16 protein-coding genes are annotated in these 16,856 nt (G+C 58.4%); 15 read left to right on the plus strand and 1 reads right to left on the minus strand.

What is annotated here, in order from left to right; genetic code table 11:
* The first annotated feature begins 6 nt into the window (after positions 1-6).
* The 3 genes from GS611_RS09085 to murJ are packed head-to-tail and all read left to right on the plus strand — an operon-like array spanning position 7 to position 5,484.
* The gene (locus tag GS611_RS09085) at positions 7-1,167 is read left to right on the plus strand and encodes a penicillin-binding protein activator (protein WP_171634868.1); all 1,161 of its coding nucleotides are present in this window, start codon (positions 7-9) and stop codon (positions 1,165-1,167) included.
* A complete protein-coding gene (locus GS611_RS09090) occupies positions 1,127-3,946 on the plus strand; it encodes a [protein-PII] uridylyltransferase (protein ID WP_371732237.1) in 2,820 nt (939 codons plus the stop codon). Before GS611_RS09085 ends, GS611_RS09090 begins: the two co-directional genes overlap by 41 nt.
* Entirely contained in the window at positions 3,943-5,484 is a 1,542-nt protein-coding gene (murJ, locus tag GS611_RS09095; RefSeq protein ID WP_171634871.1) for a murein biosynthesis integral membrane protein MurJ, read from the plus strand. Before GS611_RS09090 ends, murJ begins: the two co-directional genes overlap by 4 nt.
* Here the strand turns inward: murJ and GS611_RS09100 are convergent, their stop codons facing one another.
* Positions 5,485-6,171: a rhomboid family intramembrane serine protease gene (locus tag GS611_RS09100; RefSeq protein WP_171634873.1), complete on the minus strand. Its 687-nt coding sequence runs from the start codon at positions 6,169-6,171 to the stop codon at positions 5,485-5,487.
* 86 nt (positions 6,172-6,257) lie between these two features.
* Here GS611_RS09100 and trpS point away from each other — a divergent pair, with 86 nt between their 5' ends.
* The 12 genes from trpS (at position 6,258) to GS611_RS09160 (ending at position 16,830) form a co-directional block, all read left to right on the plus strand.
* The gene (gene trpS, locus GS611_RS09105; protein WP_171634876.1) at positions 6,258-7,286 is read left to right on the plus strand and encodes a tryptophan--tRNA ligase; all 1,029 of its coding nucleotides are present in this window, start codon (positions 6,258-6,260) and stop codon (positions 7,284-7,286) included.
* A gap of 59 nt (positions 7,287-7,345) precedes the next feature.
* Positions 7,346-8,209, plus strand: coding sequence for a branched-chain amino acid aminotransferase (locus GS611_RS09110; protein WP_171634878.1), 864 nt, complete (start codon positions 7,346-7,348; stop codon positions 8,207-8,209).
* 77 nt (positions 8,210-8,286) lie between these two features.
* Positions 8,287-8,742: a universal stress protein gene (locus GS611_RS09115; protein ID WP_171634880.1), complete on the plus strand. Its 456-nt coding sequence runs from the start codon at positions 8,287-8,289 to the stop codon at positions 8,740-8,742.
* A gap of 9 nt (positions 8,743-8,751) precedes the next feature.
* On the plus strand, positions 8,752-9,345 hold the full coding sequence (locus GS611_RS09120) for a 2-hydroxychromene-2-carboxylate isomerase (RefSeq protein WP_171634881.1): 594 nt from the start codon (positions 8,752-8,754) through the stop codon (positions 9,343-9,345).
* 69 nt (positions 9,346-9,414) lie between these two features.
* Positions 9,415-9,978 carry a NifU family protein gene (locus GS611_RS09125; protein WP_152456863.1) on the plus strand — a complete coding sequence of 188 codons (564 nt, stop codon included), beginning with the start codon at positions 9,415-9,417 and terminating at the stop codon, positions 9,976-9,978.
* Positions 9,968-10,558: a tRNA (adenosine(37)-N6)-threonylcarbamoyltransferase complex dimerization subunit type 1 TsaB gene (gene tsaB / locus GS611_RS09130; RefSeq protein WP_171634882.1), complete on the plus strand. Its 591-nt coding sequence runs from the start codon at positions 9,968-9,970 to the stop codon at positions 10,556-10,558. Before GS611_RS09125 ends, tsaB begins: the two co-directional genes overlap by 11 nt.
* The gene (locus tag GS611_RS09135; RefSeq protein WP_171634883.1) at positions 10,555-10,989 is read left to right on the plus strand and encodes an N-acetyltransferase; all 435 of its coding nucleotides are present in this window, start codon (positions 10,555-10,557) and stop codon (positions 10,987-10,989) included. The genes tsaB and GS611_RS09135 overlap by 4 nt, the downstream gene beginning before the upstream one ends.
* A gap of 139 nt (positions 10,990-11,128) precedes the next feature.
* The gene (locus GS611_RS09140; RefSeq protein WP_171634886.1) at positions 11,129-12,127 is read left to right on the plus strand and encodes a BMP family protein; all 999 of its coding nucleotides are present in this window, start codon (positions 11,129-11,131) and stop codon (positions 12,125-12,127) included.
* Between the two features lie 95 nt (positions 12,128-12,222).
* Positions 12,223-13,752: an ABC transporter ATP-binding protein gene (locus GS611_RS09145; RefSeq protein ID WP_171634889.1), complete on the plus strand. Its 1,530-nt coding sequence runs from the start codon at positions 12,223-12,225 to the stop codon at positions 13,750-13,752.
* A gap of 1 nt (position 13,753) precedes the next feature.
* Positions 13,754-14,848, plus strand: coding sequence for an ABC transporter permease (locus tag GS611_RS09150; RefSeq protein WP_171634892.1), 1,095 nt, complete (start codon positions 13,754-13,756; stop codon positions 14,846-14,848).
* Entirely contained in the window at positions 14,848-15,816 is a 969-nt protein-coding gene (locus GS611_RS09155; protein ID WP_171634895.1) for an ABC transporter permease, read from the plus strand. The genes GS611_RS09150 and GS611_RS09155 overlap by 1 nt, the downstream gene beginning before the upstream one ends.
* Before the next feature lie 90 nt (positions 15,817-15,906).
* Positions 15,907-16,830 (plus strand): sulfite exporter TauE/SafE family protein, encoded by a 924-nt coding sequence (locus tag GS611_RS09160; RefSeq protein WP_171634897.1) that lies wholly within the window; start codon positions 15,907-15,909, stop codon positions 16,828-16,830.
* Positions 16,831-16,856: the final 26 nt, after the last annotated feature.

Consider the following 16,856-nt stretch of genomic DNA (forward strand, 5'->3'; position numbering starts at 1 on the left):
ATTTAGATGTTTACCGTTTGCAAGCCCGTAAGCAAGCTGGCGAAAGCCGCCATTGCCCTGACGACCGCAGCGTTTCTGGCCGCTTGTGAGCCCGGCGGCGTTGGGGGTGGCCCTTCGATTGACACGTCGAATCCTGTTCCGGTTGCTTTGCTGGTTCCCCGCTCGGGCGACGCCGCGCTGGCGCAGAGCCTTGAGAATGCGGCCCGTATGGCAATGTCCGATCTGCCTAACGTCAAAATCGACCTGCGTGTTTACGATACGGCAGGAAATCCGACCACGGCGACAGCGGTGGCCCAGCAGGCCGTTGCCGAAGGCGCCAAGATCATTGTCGGCCCTGTTTACGCCCAGGCGGCAAACGCTGCCGGGCTGGCCGTACTGAACAATAACGTGAATGTCCTGTCGTTCTCGAACAACACCAGCATTGCGGGTGGCAATGTATTTGTACTTGGACCGACCTTTGAAAACACCGCCAACCGGCTGGTAAATTATGCGGGCAGGCAAGGCAAAACGAACACGGTTATCGTGCACAGCAATGATGCCGCGGGGCAAGTGGGGCAAGCTGCCATCGCCAATGCACTGGCAAACAGCCGGGTCAACAATGCGGGAACGGTCGGATACGACCGGTCGCAACAGGGTGTTATCAACTCGGTTCCCACCATCAAGGCCACCGTCGATTCGACAGGGGCGGACTCGATTTTCATGACGGCAACGACAGCGGGTGCCTTGCCACTTTTCTCGCAATTGCTGCCTGAGGCCGGCGTTTCTCCGGCGACGACACAATTCATCGGTCTGACCCGTTGGGATATCCCCCCGCAAACGCTGGAGCTGCCAGGCGTGCAAGGGGGATGGTTCGCCCTGCCCGACCCGTCAAAGGCCCAAGCCTATCGTCAACGGTATAACGCGACATATGGAGAAGCGCCTCATCCGATCAGCGGTCTGGCCTATGACGGCATTGCGGCGATTGGTGCTTTGGTCAGCCAGGGCAAATCCGATGCGCTGACCGGTGCTGCCCTGACCCAAAATGCCGGTTTCCAGGGTGTTGGCGGTATCTTCCGCCTCCGCCCGAACGGCACCAATGAACGCGGCCTTGCCGTAGCGACGATTCAGAATAAACAGGTGGTTGTGATTGACCCTGCCCCGCAAAGCTTCTCTGGTGCCGGTTTCTGAGCGATCGGGCGAGACCATGGCGCCGGATGGCGCGCTAATTTGCCCTGCCGAAAACATCTTTGACAGCGTCAGCGTCAATGATGCGCTGGCCGAGGTGTTCGAGACCAGCTCTGACAATAGCAAAATGCGCTCTGAAACAGTGCGCATTCTGCGCGACGCTCAGAAAGCGGGTCGCAAAGCCATCGCCGATGCCTTCAGCGAGCGTCCGTTCGACGCGCGCGCGCTGACCCGCTCCTATACTTACCTGACGGACCAGCTGGTCGGAACCGCGATGCTGGTCTCCAGCACGCGCCTGCACCCGCTTGCGACGCCAACGCAAGGTGAAAAGATCGCCGTTCTGGCCGTTGGCGGATACGGGCGCGGTGAAATGGCGCCCTCTTCGGATGTCGATCTGCTGTTTCTGACCCCCTATAAAATCACGGCCTGGGCCGAAAGCGTCATCGAATCGATGCTTTATATCCTTTGGGATCTCAGGCTTAAGGTCGGGCATTCCTCGCGCACGATCAAAGACTGCCTTCGGCTGGGCACCGAGGATTTCACGATCCGCACAGCAATGCTTGAACAACGTTATCTGGCGGGTGACAAGGCGCTGGCCGACGAGCTTGAACGGCGCCTGAAAACCGAGCTGTTCAAAGGAACCGAGCGGGAGTTCATCGAAGCCAAACTGAACGAACGAGATGAGCGGCACCTGAAACAGGGAGAACGCTACAAGGTCGAGCCCAACGTGAAAGAGGGCAAAGGGGGGTTGCGCGACCTCCAATCCCTCTACTGGATCGCAAAGTACATCTATGGCGTTCAGGACGTGGCCGAACTTGTGCCTTTGGGTCTGTTCACCCCGGAAGAGTTCAAGACCTTCGTTCAGGCCGAAGAATTTCTTTGGGCCGTTCGTTCGCATCTGCATCTGGTGACGGGTCGCGCCACCGAGCAACTGACTTTTGACATGCAGGTCGAGGTTGCAGCGCGCATGGGCTATGAAGATCACGCCGGTCGCCGGGCGGTCGAGGTGTTCATGCAACGCTATTTCCGCGAGGCCACGCGTGTCGGCGAGTTGACGCGGATTTTTCTGACGAAGCTTGAGGCGCTGCACGTGAAAGGCGCACCATTGCTGGAGCGCATTTTTCGCAGACGCCGGCGGATCAAAGCGGGATACCGGGTTGTTCACGGTCGTCTGGACGTAGCGGACCCTGACAAATTTCTGTCCGACAAGGTAAACCTTCTGCGCCTGTTCGAAGAAGGCTTGCGAACAGGAATGCTGATCCATCCGGATGCCATGCGTCTGGTGGCGGCAAATCTGCATCTGATCGACGACGAAATGCGCAATGACAAAGAGGCGCGGCGCATCTTTCTGGACCTGATGCTGAAACACGGCAACCCAGAGCGTGCCTTGCGGCGGATGAACGAACTGGGTGTGCTGTCAGCCTTCCTGCCCGAGTTCGAGCCCATCGTGGCAATGATGCAGTTTAACATGTACCACAGCTATACGGTGGACGAGCATACCATCCAGTGCATCGTGAACCTGGCCCAGATCGAACGCGGAGAGTTGATTGAATCGCTGCCTCTTGCCTCTTCGATTCTGAAAGGTGGGGTCAATCGCAAGGTGCTATATGTCGCCCTGTTGCTGCATGATATCGCGAAGGGGCGACCCGAGGATCACTCGATTCTTGGAGCACAGATCGCGCGCAAGGTGGCACCAAGACTGGGCCTGAACAAAGCAGATTCGGAAACGGTCGAATGGCTGGTGCGTTATCACCTGCTGATGTCCGACATGGCACAGAAACGTGACATTTCAGACCCCCGCACAGTGCGCGATTTCGCCAAGGCAGTTCAAACCGTCAAACGGCTGGACCTGTTGACCGTTCTGACCGTCTGCGACATTCGCGGCGTGGGACCGAACACCTGGAACAACTGGAAAGCCACGCTTTTGCGTGCCCTTCACGCCGAAACCAAGCGCGCGCTGGAGACCGGGATGGAGGACCTCAACCGCGCCAATCGCGGCGCCGAGGCAAAAAAGGCCCTGCGCACCGAACTGGCGGCCTGGTCCAAGGCCGATCTCAAATCCGAGACGGGGCGCCACTATGACCCGTATTGGCAGGGTCTCAATCTGGCCACACATGTCGAGTTTGCGAACATGCTGCGTGCGCTGGAACAAAGCGGCGACCCCGGCGCGATGGAGATCCGCCTGCAACCGGACGAGGATCGCGACGCAACCCGAGCCTGTTTTGCAATGGGCGACCACCCCGGTATCTTTGCCCGCATTGCCGGCGCGCTGGCCCTGGTCGGCGCGAATGTCGTGGATGCGCGCAGCTATACGACCAAAGACGGCTATGTCACCGATGCATTCTGGATTCAGGACGCCGAAGGGCACCCGTTTGAAGCCTCACGCCTGCCACGTCTTACGCAGATGATCCACAAGACGCTGCGCGGCGAAGTGGTTGCGAAGGAGGCGTTGAAATCACGCGACAAGATCAAGAAACGCGAGCGTGCCTTCAACGTTCCAACGCATATCACCTTCGACAATGACGGCTCTGAAATATACACGATCATCGAAGTGGACACCCGCGACCGTCCGGGTCTGCTGTTTGATCTGACCCGGACCCTCGCGGCAGCGAATGTTTACATCGCCAATGCCGTGATCGCGACCTATGGCGAACAGGTGGTCGATACGTTTTACGTCAAGGATATGTTCGGCTTGAAATATCATTCGGAAAACAAGCAACGTGGGCTTGAGGCCAAGCTGCGCAAGGCGATCACCGAAGGCGCCGAGCGTGCGGCCTCATGAAGCAAATCCGTTTGTTTTCAGGCCTGTTTACGGTCGGTTTCTGGACGCTGGCCAGTCGAATACTGGGGTTTCTGCGGGAAATTCTGCTGACCGCCTTCATCGGCCCCGGGCCGGTGATGGATGCTTTCGTCGCGGCCTTTCGCCTGCCGAACATGTTCCGCCGCTTTTTCGCCGAAGGCGCGTTTAACGCGGCTTTTGTGCCCATGTTCTCGAAACGGCTGGAGGCGGACGAGAACCCCCAGGGGTTCGCGCAGGATGCGTTCAACCTGTTGGCCGTGGCCGTTCTGGCGCTGGTCGGGCTGGCCATGGTTTTCATGCCGGGTCTGGTGTGGCTGACGGCCGAAGGGTTCCATGGGGATGAACGTTTCGGCCTGGCCGTGGACTATGGCTATGTCGTGTTCCCGTATATCCTTTTCATGTCCTTGGCGGCGTTATTTTCGGGTGTATTGAACGCCACCGGCAGGTTCGCAGCGGCCGCAGCGGCACCTGTTTTGCTGAACATCTTTGCCTGCACCGCGCTGATCGCCGGGGCCATCTCTGGCGGTGAGGTGATACGATGGCTGATCTCGGTCATTCCGGTCGCCGGCGTCGCACAACTGGTGCTGGTCTGGGTGGCGACCGAGCGTGCCGGTATCCGTATCCGACCCGGCCTGCCCCACCTGACGCCCGAGATGCGCCGGATGGTCCGCATCGCGGTTCCCGCCGCCTTGGCCATGGGGGTTACGCAGGTCAATCTGGTGGTCGGACAACTGGTGGCATCAAAGACTGAAAAGGCCGTGAGTTGGCTGTTTGCCGCGGATCGCCTGTACCAACTGCCTTTGGGCGTCGTCGGAATCGCCATTGGCATTGTCCTGCTGCCAGACCTGTCCCGCCGCCTGCGCGTCAACGACAAGGAAGGAGCCCGCAACGCGTTTTCCCGCGCCGGGGAATTTATGCTGCTGTTGACGCTGCCGTCGACCGTGGCGTTCCTGATCATCCCGAACCCGCTGGTTTCGGTGCTGTTCGAACGGGGACAGTTCAGCCCCGAGGATACCGCTGCGACAGCGCTGGCGGTCGCGATCTATGGCATCGGTCTGCCTGCATTCATGCTGCAAAAATTGCTGCAACCCCTTTTCTTTGCGCGCGAGGATACGCGTTCCCCGTTCCGTTATGCGGTGGTCGCAATGGTCGTGAACGCGGCCTTGGCGTTTGGCCTATTTCCGCTGGTGGGTTGGATCGCCCCTGCGATTGCCGCGTCAACTGCCGGCTGGGCCATGGTTGTTCTTCTGGCGATCGGGGCACGTCGCATGGGCGAAGAAGCGCGTTTCGATGACCGTTTCAGGGCACGTGCGGGACGGATCGTTCTTGCCTCGGTCGGCATGGGCGCGGTCTTGTTTGCGTTGATCCACTTCTTGGGTTGGACGCTGGACATTCCCGGCTGGCGCTATCTTGCGCTTTTGGTCCTGATCGTGGTCGCCGCCGTCTCGTATTTCTGTCTTGGTCATGTCCTGGGAGCGTTCAAATTGTCAGAGTTCAAACGCGCCTTGCGCCGGGCCTGATCAATCGCGGCGGATGCGCCCGACGATCCGGGCCCAGGCCCCCGGCGCCACCAGAAATGACATGCCAAAGCCGGTGGCAAACCCGCCCAGATCGGCGACCCATTCCACGTTTCCGCCGAAGATCAGACCAAACAGGAACTGAATGCCCATCAGAACGGCGATCAGCTGAAACGCCCTCGCCTGATTTGCCCCCACAAGCGACAGTTTGCGCCACAACAACCACGTGAATGCTCCGATCAGGCCATAAACAGGTGGAAACCCTCCGATCAGGGGATAGCGCGGGTCCAGCAAAACGGCATAACTCAACGCGCCGCCAATCCCCGAGACGACGAAGATCAGCAGCATGGGGACACCACCGAAAACCTCACCAACCATTTTTCCCATCGCCAGAACGAAGACACAGACAAAAATCGCCTGCGTAAAGTTGGCGGATACAAAGGGATAGGTCACGAACCGGACCAGATGTTCGAACGGCCAACGCCCGTTCAGCACCATCCAATCGAAAATATCCGCCGAGAAGGCATAGTGCTGTATCGCGTCCAGACGCCAACCCACGGCCGCCGGTCCTCCGATCAAACCGCGCGATCCCAGCGTGAAGGCCAGTTCGACGCCGATGATGAACAGAACCAGCGCCACCACAACGGGCGGCAACGGGTTAACGGCGGGTGTGTAATGCTCACTGCTCATTGGGATGGCCTTTCGCGGCTGTTGACGTCCCTTTGCCTCATGGGTAAGCGACGGAGGCTGATTTTTCCAGACAGGAGTTCCCTTTGATGACCGAGACCCAGTTCACGCCCCGCGTGTTTTCCGGCGCACAGCCTTCGGGTAACCTGCACCTCGGCAATTATCTCGGTGCGCTTCGGAACTGGGTGAGAATGCAAAGCGAGGAATTTGAAACCATCTATTGCATGGTCGATCTTCATGCAATCACGGTCTGGCAAGATCCAATCGAGTTACAGCATGCAACGCGGGAGCTTTGTGCCGGTTACATCGCTTCTGGACTAAACCCCGAAAAATCGATTTTGTTTAATCAAAGCCAAGTGCCGGAACACGCGCAACTGGCTTGGATATTTAACTGTGTTGCTCGTATGGGTTGGATGCAGCGCATGACCCAATGGAAGGACAAGGCCGGCAAGAACCAGCAGAACGCTTCGCTTGGCTTGTTTGCCTATCCTGCTCTGATGGCTGCGGACATTCTAATCTACCACGCAACCCACGTACCGGTCGGCGAAGACCAGAAACAGCATCTTGAGCTGACCCGCGACATCGCCATCAAGTTCAACAACGATTTCGGCGTCGATTTCTTCCCCGTCACCGAGCCAGTGATCGAAGGTGCGGCCACACGTGTCATGAGCCTGAGGGACGGATCCAAGAAGATGTCGAAATCCGACCCTTCTGACATGAGCCGGATCAACCTGACGGATGACGCCGAAGCGATTGCCAAGAAAATCCGCAAAGCCAAGACCGACCCCGATGCTCTGCCGTCAGAAGCCGAAGGGCTCGAGGACCGCCCCGAGGCGCGTAACCTGGTCAATATTTACGCGGCCCTGAACGATCAAACCATCGAACAGGTTCTGTCCGAAGTAGGCGGCAAGCAGTTCGGTGAGTTCAAACCGATGCTGGCCGATCTGGCAGTGGCGAAACTGGCTCCGATCTCGACCGAAATGTCAGGTCTGATGGGGGATCAGGCCGAGATTGACCGGATTCTCGCCCGCGGTGCCGAGCGCGCACGTGAAATCGCTGCTCCGATCCTGCAAAAGACCTACGAAATCGTTGGCATGGTCGGCGCCGCATCACGCTGATTGCACTGGACCTTCGCCTGACGCCCTCCTAGGGTTTGCCTGAATCAAAGGAGGGCGTCATGGCAACCGGCACGAACATCCGGACCTATTTTCAAGGCCAATGGCATGAGGGGGACGCACCCATCATGCGCGCGGCGGATCATGGCGCCTGGCTGGGATCTTCGGTCTTTGATGGCGCGCGGTATTTTGACGGGGTGGCCCCGGATCTGGAGGCCCATTGCGCACGGGTGAACCGGTCAGCCGAAGCCTTGATGCTGACGCCGACCATGACGACCGAACAGATGGTCGAGTTGGTACGCGAAGGGTTGCAGGCCTACAGCCCGGACACAGCCGTTTACATTCGTCCGATGTACTGGGGAATCGACGGTGACAGCACGGCAATAGTCCCGCAGGAAAACAGCACCGGTTTTGCCATCTGCCTGGAAGAAATCCCAATGGCCCCGGAAACCTCGTCGGCCACTCTGTCGACCACGCGCTTCCGCCGCCCGGTTCTGGAAAGCGCGGTCGTAAACGCCAAAGCGGGGTGCCTTTACCCCAACAACGCCCGCATGCTGCAAGAGGCACGCTCGAAAGGCTTTTCCAACGCTTTGGTGGCCGATGCGATGGGGCATGTAGCGGAAACGGCGACGGCCAACATCTTTATGGTGAAGGATGGCGAAGTCTTTACACCGATCCCGAACGGAACTTTCCTGGCCGGCATTACCCGGGCCCGGCATATCAAAAACCTGCGCGCGGATGGTGTGAAGGTCCACGAAACGGTTCTGAGCTTCGAGGATTTCCACGAGGCCGACGAGGTCTTCATGTCCGGAAACATGAGCAAGGTCACACCGGTAACTGCGCTGGAGGATACGCAATTTCAGGTGGGTCCTATTGCTCGCCGTGCCCGCGCGCTCTATTGGGATTGGGCTGCAAGCGAACGCTAGCGCAATGCCCCAGGCTTGCCCGAGTTGCCAGCGCGCGATCGGTCGGGCATGATCCCGGAAACCTAAAGAGGATACCCATGCGTAAGTTCCTAGTCGTTCTGGATGACAGCCGCGAATGCCTGAACGCGATGCGGTTTGCCGCAATGCGGGCTGCCCATACCGGAGGTGGTGTGACGGTCCTTTCCGTCATCCCGCCTGACGAGTTCAATCACTGGATCGGTGTGGCCGAAACCATGCGTGAAGAAGCCCGCGAACGTATCCACGCGCATTTCGAAGTGTTTGCCAAATGGATGCGGGACAAACAGAACGTGGAACCTGAACTGGCCATTCGCGAAGGCGATCCCGTGCCAGAGATCATCGAACATGTTCAGTCCGATCCCGAGATTGGTGTTCTCGTTCTTGGGGCGGGGACCGACAAGAAAGGTCCCGGTCCGTTGGTGACTCAACTGACAAAGAACTCGGGTAGCCTGCCGATTCCGATCACGATCGTTCCAGGTAATCTGAGCAAAGAGAAACTGGAAGAAATAACCTGAGGAGCGGCGATGGCGAACACGATACAGTTCTGGTTCGAATTCGCCTCGACCTATTCCTACCTCAGCGCGATGCGGATCGAAGCGGCCGCGCAAGACAAAGGCGTCGCCATTGAATGGCACTCGTTCCTGTTGGGTCCGATTTTCGCGGAACAGGGATGGCGCACCTCACCTTTCAACCTGTATCCGGCCAAAGGCCGGTACATGTGGCGCGATATGGAACGTCTGTGCAAGGCGCGCGGGCTTCCTTTTGCAAAGCCCGATCCTTTTCCGCAGAATTCGCTCAGGGCAGCGCGTCTGGTTCTGGCCATCGAGGATCATCGGGAACGGGCGGCGTTTGTTCGGGCCGTCTTCAGCGCCGAATTCGGCGCCGGGCAGAATATCTCCGAGGACAGCGTTCTGGCTTCCTGCCTCGACGAAGCAGGGGTGCACAGCAGCGTGATGAACCGCGCAGGGGACACGGACATAAAACAGGCCCTGTTTGAACAATCTGCCCGCGCCAAGGCGCTTGGTCTGTTTGGTGCACCAAGTTTTCTGGCCGGGGAAGAGTTGTTCTGGGGCGATGACCGTCTGGATGACGCATTAGAATACTCTTCCGCAATTTAGAATCGTTCCAAATCTTGACTTCCCGTGCGCCTGCGCGCATATCAGAAGCACATCAGACGGAGCGCCCTCATGTTCATCCAGACCGAATCCACCCCCAATCCGGCCACGTTGAAATTCCTGCCCGGCCAAACGGTGCTGGAAGCTGGAACAGCGGATTTCCCAACTGCGGAAGCGGGCGAAAAATCGCCTCTGGCCAAACGCATATTTGCGGTCAACGGTGTGACTGGCGTGTTTTTTGGCAACGATTTTGTCACCGTTACCAAATCGGACGACGTACAGTGGGACCACATCAAACCGGCCATTCTTGGCGCGGTGATGGAGCATTATCAATCCGGCCAGCCTGTTATGGGCGCAGATTCCGCCGGGGCCTCGGGCCATGCCGAGCACTCTGGTGAGGACGCTGATATCGTCAACCAGATCAAGGACTTGCTGGACAGCCGTGTGCGTCCTGCCGTGGCTCAGGATGGGGGTGATATCACGTTCCACGGGTTTGATCGCGGCGTGGTCTATCTGCACATGCAGGGGGCCTGCGCGGGTTGCCCGTCTTCGACATTGACCCTGAAGATGGGTATCGAAAACCTTCTGCGCCATTACATTCCGGAAGTGACCGAGGTTCGCCCTGTTGCCGTCTAACCCGACGATTCTGGCGTTTGACACATCGGCCGCGCATTGCGCGGCCGCTTTGTTGCGTGATGGCGAAATCGTGACGTCTCGTGCCGAAGCAATGTCACGCGGACAAGCCGAACGATTGTTTCCGCTGTTGGAAGGCGTGCTGGCGGAAACCGGATGTGATTGGGCCAGTTTGGACGCGATCGGCGTTGGGATAGGGCCCGGTAACTTCACCGGCATCCGTATTTCGGTCTCGGCCGCGCGCGGTCTTGCACTTGGGCTTGAAATCCCTGCGGTCGGAGTTTCCGGCTTCGATGCCTTGCGTGAGCTGGCGGAAGACGGGCAGATACCGGCGATCCCTGCCCCGCGCGATCAGGTTTATGTGAAAATGCCCGGTGCCGATCCGTGTCTCTTGCCTCGGGCCGAAGCGGAACTTGGCGGGCCGTTGTATTCCTGCTCTGACCCTGCCTTGCTGGCACAAGCCATCGCCCGGCTGGCCGCACGGCACTGGGATCGCACCAGCTTGCCACCTGCACCTTTGTACGTAAGGCCCGCCGATGCGGCTCCGTCCCGCGATACACCCCCTGTCCTGCTGAACGAATGACACCGCACGAGATGGCATCGACCCATGCCGCAGCGTTTTCGCAATCGCGCGGCTGGACAGAAGACGAATTCGCCGCCCTTCTTAAAAACCGCTTTACTTATGCCGTCGGAGATTCCCGGTGCTTTGCACTGTTTCAGGTGATTGCGGGCGAAGCCGAGTTGCTGACAATTGCGACCCACCCTTCGTTTCAAAGGCAGGGCCTGGCACTTCGACTCATGCAGGAATGGCATGATCAGGCGATCGATTTGCTGGCAACGCGTGCCTTTCTGGATGTCGCGGCCGACAACATTGCGGCCATCTCCCTGTACGATCGATGCGGATATCGGCAGTGCGGGCTGCGCAAGGCGTACTATGCACGCGAAACGGGCCAAAAAATTGATGCACTTGTAATGGAATGCCGCCTGCCCCAACGGCAATCGCCCGTTTTTTAGACCATTTGGTCAGAATTCATTTGACCATGGTGGTTGCAAACCCCCTTAATACCCGCCATCACAACAGTTATGCTCGCTAAAAGTGGGTGAACGGGGCTAATCTGACCCTGTGCCAACAAAATAATATTGGGAGACTGAAATGACCCTGATGAAATCCTTGATGGGTGCTGCCGCTGCGGTCGCAATGTCAGCCGGAGCGGTTCTGGCCGAGCCGGCGGTGATCTTTGACTTGGGCGGCAAGTTCGACAAGTCCTTCAACGAGGCCGCCTATAACGGCGCGCAGCGCTGGGCGAATGAAACCGGCGGCAAGTATCTGGAAATCGAAATTCAGGCAGAACCGCAGCGCGAACAGGCCCTGCGCCGTTTTGCGGAATCCGGTGCAAATCCGATCATCACCATGGGGTTCGGAATCGCTGACGCCCTGGCCGCTGTTGCAAGTGACTACCCCGACACCAAATTCGTCGCTGTTGACGTGACTTGGCTGGACGCTCCAAACATCCGCCAGATTGGCTTTGCCGAGCACGAAGGGTCCTACCTCGTCGGCATGATGGCCGCCATGGCATCGAAATCCGGCACCGTTGGTTTCATCGGAGGCATGGACATCCCGTTGATTCGCCATTTCGGATGCGGCTATGCCCAGGGCGCGAAGGCCGTGAACCCAGACATCAATGTTGTTGCCAACATGACAGGAACAACGCCTGCTGCCTGGAACGATCCGGTAAAAGGTTCGGAGCTTACAAAAGCACAGATCAGCCAGGGCGCTGATGTGATTTACGCTGCTGCCGGCGGAACCGGCGTAGGCGTTCTGCAAACTGCAGCTGACGAAGACATCCTGTCGATTGGTGTGGACAGCAACCAGAATCACCTGCACCCAGGCAAAGTGCTGACTTCGATGCTGAAGCGTGTGGACGTCGCTGTTTATGAAGCGATGAAAGCAGGCGAAAACGTCGAAACCGGCGTTTTCACCATGGGTCTGGCCGAAGATGGGGTTGGCGTTGCCATGGATGAAAACAACAAAGAGCTTGTTTCGGTTCGCATGAGCGACGCCGTCGACGAAGCCCGCAAGGCGATCATCAACGGCGACATCAATGTTGTAAGCTATTACGAGAACGACAGCTGCCCGGCACTGCAGTTCTGATTACGCGCGGGGCGGGAGAGTGCCTTCCGCCTCGCCACCCACTTCGCCATCCGAGCGGACAGCTGGATGGGTTTCTCGGCAGTTGAGGGCAAGACATGACCGTCCCAGCCATTGAGCTCAAAGGGATATCCAAGGCCTTTGGGCCAGTTCAGGCCAACAAAGACATCTCGATCAGCGTTGCACCCGGTACGATCCATGGGATCATCGGTGAAAACGGCGCGGGCAAATCCACGTTGATGAGCATTCTCTTCGGCTTTTACAAAGCCGACAAAGGTGAGATCTGGATCAATGGGACAAAGACCGACATCCCGGACAGCCAGGCTGCCATCGCCTCGGGCATCGGGATGGTGTTCCAGCATTTCAAGCTGGTGGAAAATTTCACAGTTCTGGAAAACATCGTACTGGGCGCCGAGGATGGCGGGTTGCTGGCGCCATCACTGGCAAAAGCCCGCAAAGAGCTGAAAGAGCTCGAGGAAGAATACGAACTGTTTGTCGATCCCGACAAGCGCATCGACGAGATTGGCGTGGGGATGCAGCAGCGGGTCGAGATCCTGAAGGCACTGTACCGCAAGGCAGAAATTCTGATTCTGGACGAGCCGACCGGCGTGTTGACCCCAGCCGAAGCCGATCAGCTGTTCCGCATTCTCGACCGACTGCGGTCCGAGGGCAAAACAGTCATCGTGATCACGCACAAACTGCGCGAGATCATGGAAAACACCGACACGGTGTCGGTTATGCGGCGCGGGCAAATGACGGCCACGGTCAAAACATCCGAGACCAGCCCCGAGGAGTTGGCCGAACTGATGGTCGGCCGCAAGGTTCTGCTGCAAGTCGACAAAGTGCCCGCGACGCCCGGCAAACCCATTCTTGAGATCGAAAATCTCAGCGTTTTTGATTCGGCGGGCGTTGAACGGGTCAAAAACATCGACCTGACCGTGCGCGCAGGTGAGATCGTCGGCATCGCCGGCGTGGCGGGCAATGGTCAATCCGAACTGCTGGAAGTTCTTGGTGGAATGCGCCCCGGACAGGGCACGATCAAGCTGAACGGCGAACCGCTGGCACTGAGTGGGGCCGGATCAGATGGTCAGGCCCGCCGCGCGCAACACATTGCCCACGTGCCCGAAGACCGGCAGCGCGAAGGCCTGATCATGGACTTCCACGCCTGGGAAAACGTGGCCTTCGGGTATCACCGCGACCCGGCCTATAAACGCGGTATATTCATGGACAACGCTGCGTTGCGCGCCGATACCGAAGCCAAGATCGAAAAATTCGACGTCCGCCCGCCCAATCCCTGGTTGGCAGCCAAGAGTTTCTCGGGCGGCAACCAGCAGAAAATCGTTGTCGCCCGCGAGATTGAACGCAACCCCGACCTGTTGCTGGTCGGGCAACCCACGCGGGGCGTGGACATCGGCGCCATCGAGTTCATTCACAAACAGATTGTCGCGCTGCGTGATCAGGGCAAGGCAATCCTGCTGGTATCGGTCGAACTGGAAGAAATCTTCTCGCTCTCGGACCGGATCGCGGTGATGTTTGACGGACATATCATGGGAGAACGCCTGCCCCATGAGACAGATGAAAAAGAACTGGGCCTTCTGATGGCCGGTGTTGCGGGAGAGGCCGCGTAACATGGAAAAAATGCCTAAATGGGCCGATGTCGTTCTGATCCCGCTGATCAGTCTGATACTGGCCGCAATCCTTTCGGCGCTGGTCATCCTCGCCATCGGCGAAAACCCTGTCGAAGCCGTCAAACTGATGGTCACTGGTGCGCTGGGATCGACCTATGGTTGGGGCTATACGCTCTATTACGCGACAAACTTCATGTTTACCGGTCTTGCGGTGGCCGTCGCCTTCCATGCCCGTATGTTCAACATCGGGGGCGAAGGTCAGGCGATGCTGGGCGGGCTGGGCGTGGCCATGGTCTGTCTTTATGTCGACTGGCCGCATTGGAGCATTGCCTTGCTTGCCGCCTGTGCGGCATCGATGCTGTTCGGCGCGCTCTGGGCAGCCATTCCGGCCTATCTTCAGGCAAAGCGCGGCAGCCATATCGTGATCACCACGATCATGTTCAACTTCATCGCCGCTGCTTTCCTGAATTACATGCTGGTCAATGTCATGCGCCCCCAAGGGTCGCAGGACCCGGCCACCGCGCGGTTCTCTGAAAGCGTGCATCTGCCCTCTTTCCAGGAAATGTTCTCGACCGCAGAGAACGTTGTTTTCCGTGGCGCCCCGGCGAACATCACCTTTTTCATCGCATTGCTTGCCTGCGTCGTTGTCTGGGCACTGATCTGGCGCACGCGTCTGGGTTATGAAATCCGGGCTTACGGCCATTCCGAGACTGGCGCTGTCTATGCCGGTATTTCACCTGTGCGCATCACGATTGTCGCGATGCTGATTTCCGGCGGACTGGCGGGGCTGATGGCCATCAATAACGTCATGGGCGAGGCCGAGCGACTTGTTATGAACTCGACCGAGGGCGCGGGCTTCATTGGCATCGCCGTGGCTCTGATGGGGCGTTCACATCCGTTCGGCGTGTTTCTGGCCGCGCTCTTGTTCGGATTTCTGTATCAGGGCGGCGCCGAGCTGGCGCTGTGGGCTTCGATTCCGCGGGAACTGATCGTGGTCATTCAGGCATTGGTCATCCTGTTCACCGGCGCATTGGACAACATGGTGCGCATGCCGCTTGAAAAGCTGTTCCTGGGTATGCGGAAGAGGGCTGAGTGATGGAATTTTTCGTAACCCTCATTCAGGTTCTGGATTCGACCATTCGCCTGTCCACGCCACTGCTGCTTGCCTGTCTGGCCGGTCTGTTTTCGGAACGGGCCGGGATTTTCGACATCGGTCTCGAAGGCAAAATGTTGATGTCAGCGTTCTTTTCGGCTGCAATCGCAGCTGTCACAGGGTCCGTGTGGCTGGGCCTGCTGGCCGGTATCGCATCCTCATTGTTGCTGTCGGGCCTGCACGGGCTGGCGTCGATCACATTTCGGGGCAACCAATTGATATCGGGCGTGGCCATCAACTTTCTGGCCTCGGGCCTGACTGTCCTGGTCGCGCAAAGCTGGTTTCAGCAAGGTGGGCGGACACCCTCCCTGTTTGGCGGGGGCCGGTTCGAACCGATCAACTTCCCATTCGCCGAGTCCCTCAGCGGTGTGCCGATTATTGGTCCCATCTATTCCGAATTGCTCTCGGGCCACTCGATCCTGGTTTATGTCGCGTTCCTGATGGTTCCGGCCACGTGGTGGATTCTGTATCGCACCCGGTTCGGTCTGCGCCTGCGGGCGGTGGGTGAGAACCCTGCCGCAGTGGACACCGCCGGTGTCTCGGTTGTTGGCCTGCGGTTCGCCGCTGTCGCCATCTGTGGTGTGCTTTGCGGTATTGCAGGCGCCTATCTGGCTACGGCCTTGCAGGCAGGATTTGTCAAGGAAATGACCGCTGGTCGTGGCTTTATCGCCTTGGCCGCTCTGATCTTTGCCAAGTGGCGCCCGTGGCATGCCATGTGGGCCTGCTTGCTGTTCGGTCTGCTGCAAGCGATCGCGCTGCGGTTCCAAAATATCGACCTGGGTGGCGTCGTGATTCCCGTGCAGGTGATGGACGCCCTGCCCTATATCCTGACGGTGGTGATTCTTGCCGGGTTCGTCGGCAAAGCCATCCCACCTCGGGCGGGCGGAGAACCCTACGTCAAAGAGCGCTGATAAGGCCAGTTCCGAACTGAGTTTCAGTCCTGTTCGCTGCGGAGCGGCATGCAGAGTTGATTTTGCATGCCGCAACCGTTCTAAGAGGGTATGCACGTATACCTTCCCATAGCAGAAGTTTCTGTCAGCCCATTCCTGCTTTTGGGGATCGGCGGGGCTGTCGGCATTCTGTCCGGCATGTTCGGGGTTGGAGGCGGGTTTTTGATCACCCCGTTGCTGTTCATTATCGGCATACCCCCGGCGATTGCTGTGGCCACATCAGCAAATCAGGTTGTTGCCTCGTCTATTTCGGGCTTGCTGGCCCATCTCAGACGCAAGACCGTGGACCTGAAAATGGGAAGCGTTCTGCTGGCCGGAGGGCTATTTGGTGCGGCCCTTGGAATGGTGGTTTTCAATTTCCTGAAGCATCTCGGGCAGGTCGATCTGGCGGTACAGCTTTGCTATGTCGTGTTTTTGGGCGCCATCGGAACCCTGATGTTTATCGAAAGCCTTGCGGCCATCCGAAAGGCCAGCCGGTCAGGCAATGGTCCTGCCCCCAAGCGACGTCAGCGAACCTGGGTTCACGCCCTGCCGTTCAAGAAGCGGTTCCCGGCGTCTGGACTTTACATCTCTGTCATACCTCCGGCGCTGGTCGGTTTCGGCGTTGGTGTTCTGTCGGCGATCATGGGAGTCGGCGGTGGGTTCATCATGGTTCCCGCAATGATCTATGTCCTTGGCATCCCGACAAAGGTGGTTATCGGGACATCCCTGTTCCAGATCATTTTCGTTGCCGGGTTCACAACGATGATACATGCGTCGACCAACTACAGTGTCGATGTTGTCCTCGCCCTGTTCCTGTTGCTGGGCGGTGTTTTGGGTGCGCAATTGGGAACGCAGATTGGTGCACGTCTGAAAGCCGAACAATTGCGTATCCTTTTGGCGCTTCTTGTCATGGGCGTCGCCGGTAAAATCGGGTTTGACCTTTTTCTACCGCCAGAAGAGATCTTTTCTTTGGCGGAACCCGGGGGAGTTTGATGTTGTTTGACCCACGGCACACGACA

Source organism: Ruegeria sp. HKCCD6119 (assembly GCF_013110585.1).
GTDB lineage: Bacteria > Pseudomonadota > Alphaproteobacteria > Rhodobacterales > Rhodobacteraceae > Ruegeria.

Bases quoted from the DNA above. Each gene is read 5' to 3' on its own strand.
- GS611_RS09085 (WP_171634868.1), top strand. From the start codon at position 7: ATGTTTACCGTTTGCAAGCCCGTAAGCAAGCTGGCGAAAGCCGCCATT.
- murJ (WP_171634871.1), top strand. From the start codon at position 3,943: ATGAAGCAAATCCGTTTGTTTTCAGGCCTGTTTACGGTCGGTTTCTGG.
- GS611_RS09100 (WP_171634873.1), bottom strand. From the start codon at position 6,171: ATGAGCAGTGAGCATTACACACCCGCCGTTAACCCGTTGCCGCCCGTT.
- trpS (WP_171634876.1), top strand. From the start codon at position 6,258: ATGACCGAGACCCAGTTCACGCCCCGCGTGTTTTCCGGCGCACAGCCT.
- GS611_RS09110 (WP_171634878.1), top strand. From the start codon at position 7,346: ATGGCAACCGGCACGAACATCCGGACCTATTTTCAAGGCCAATGGCAT.
- GS611_RS09115 (WP_171634880.1), top strand. From the start codon at position 8,287: ATGCGTAAGTTCCTAGTCGTTCTGGATGACAGCCGCGAATGCCTGAAC.
- GS611_RS09120 (WP_171634881.1), top strand. From the start codon at position 8,752: ATGGCGAACACGATACAGTTCTGGTTCGAATTCGCCTCGACCTATTCC.
- GS611_RS09125 (WP_152456863.1), top strand. From the start codon at position 9,415: ATGTTCATCCAGACCGAATCCACCCCCAATCCGGCCACGTTGAAATTC.
- GS611_RS09135 (WP_171634883.1), top strand. From the start codon at position 10,555: ATGACACCGCACGAGATGGCATCGACCCATGCCGCAGCGTTTTCGCAA.
- GS611_RS09140 (WP_171634886.1), top strand. From the start codon at position 11,129: ATGACCCTGATGAAATCCTTGATGGGTGCTGCCGCTGCGGTCGCAATG.
- GS611_RS09145 (WP_171634889.1), top strand. From the start codon at position 12,223: ATGACCGTCCCAGCCATTGAGCTCAAAGGGATATCCAAGGCCTTTGGG.
- GS611_RS09150 (WP_171634892.1), top strand. From the start codon at position 13,754: ATGGAAAAAATGCCTAAATGGGCCGATGTCGTTCTGATCCCGCTGATC.
- GS611_RS09155 (WP_171634895.1), top strand. From the start codon at position 14,848: ATGGAATTTTTCGTAACCCTCATTCAGGTTCTGGATTCGACCATTCGC.
- GS611_RS09160 (WP_171634897.1), top strand. From the start codon at position 15,907: ATGCACGTATACCTTCCCATAGCAGAAGTTTCTGTCAGCCCATTCCTG.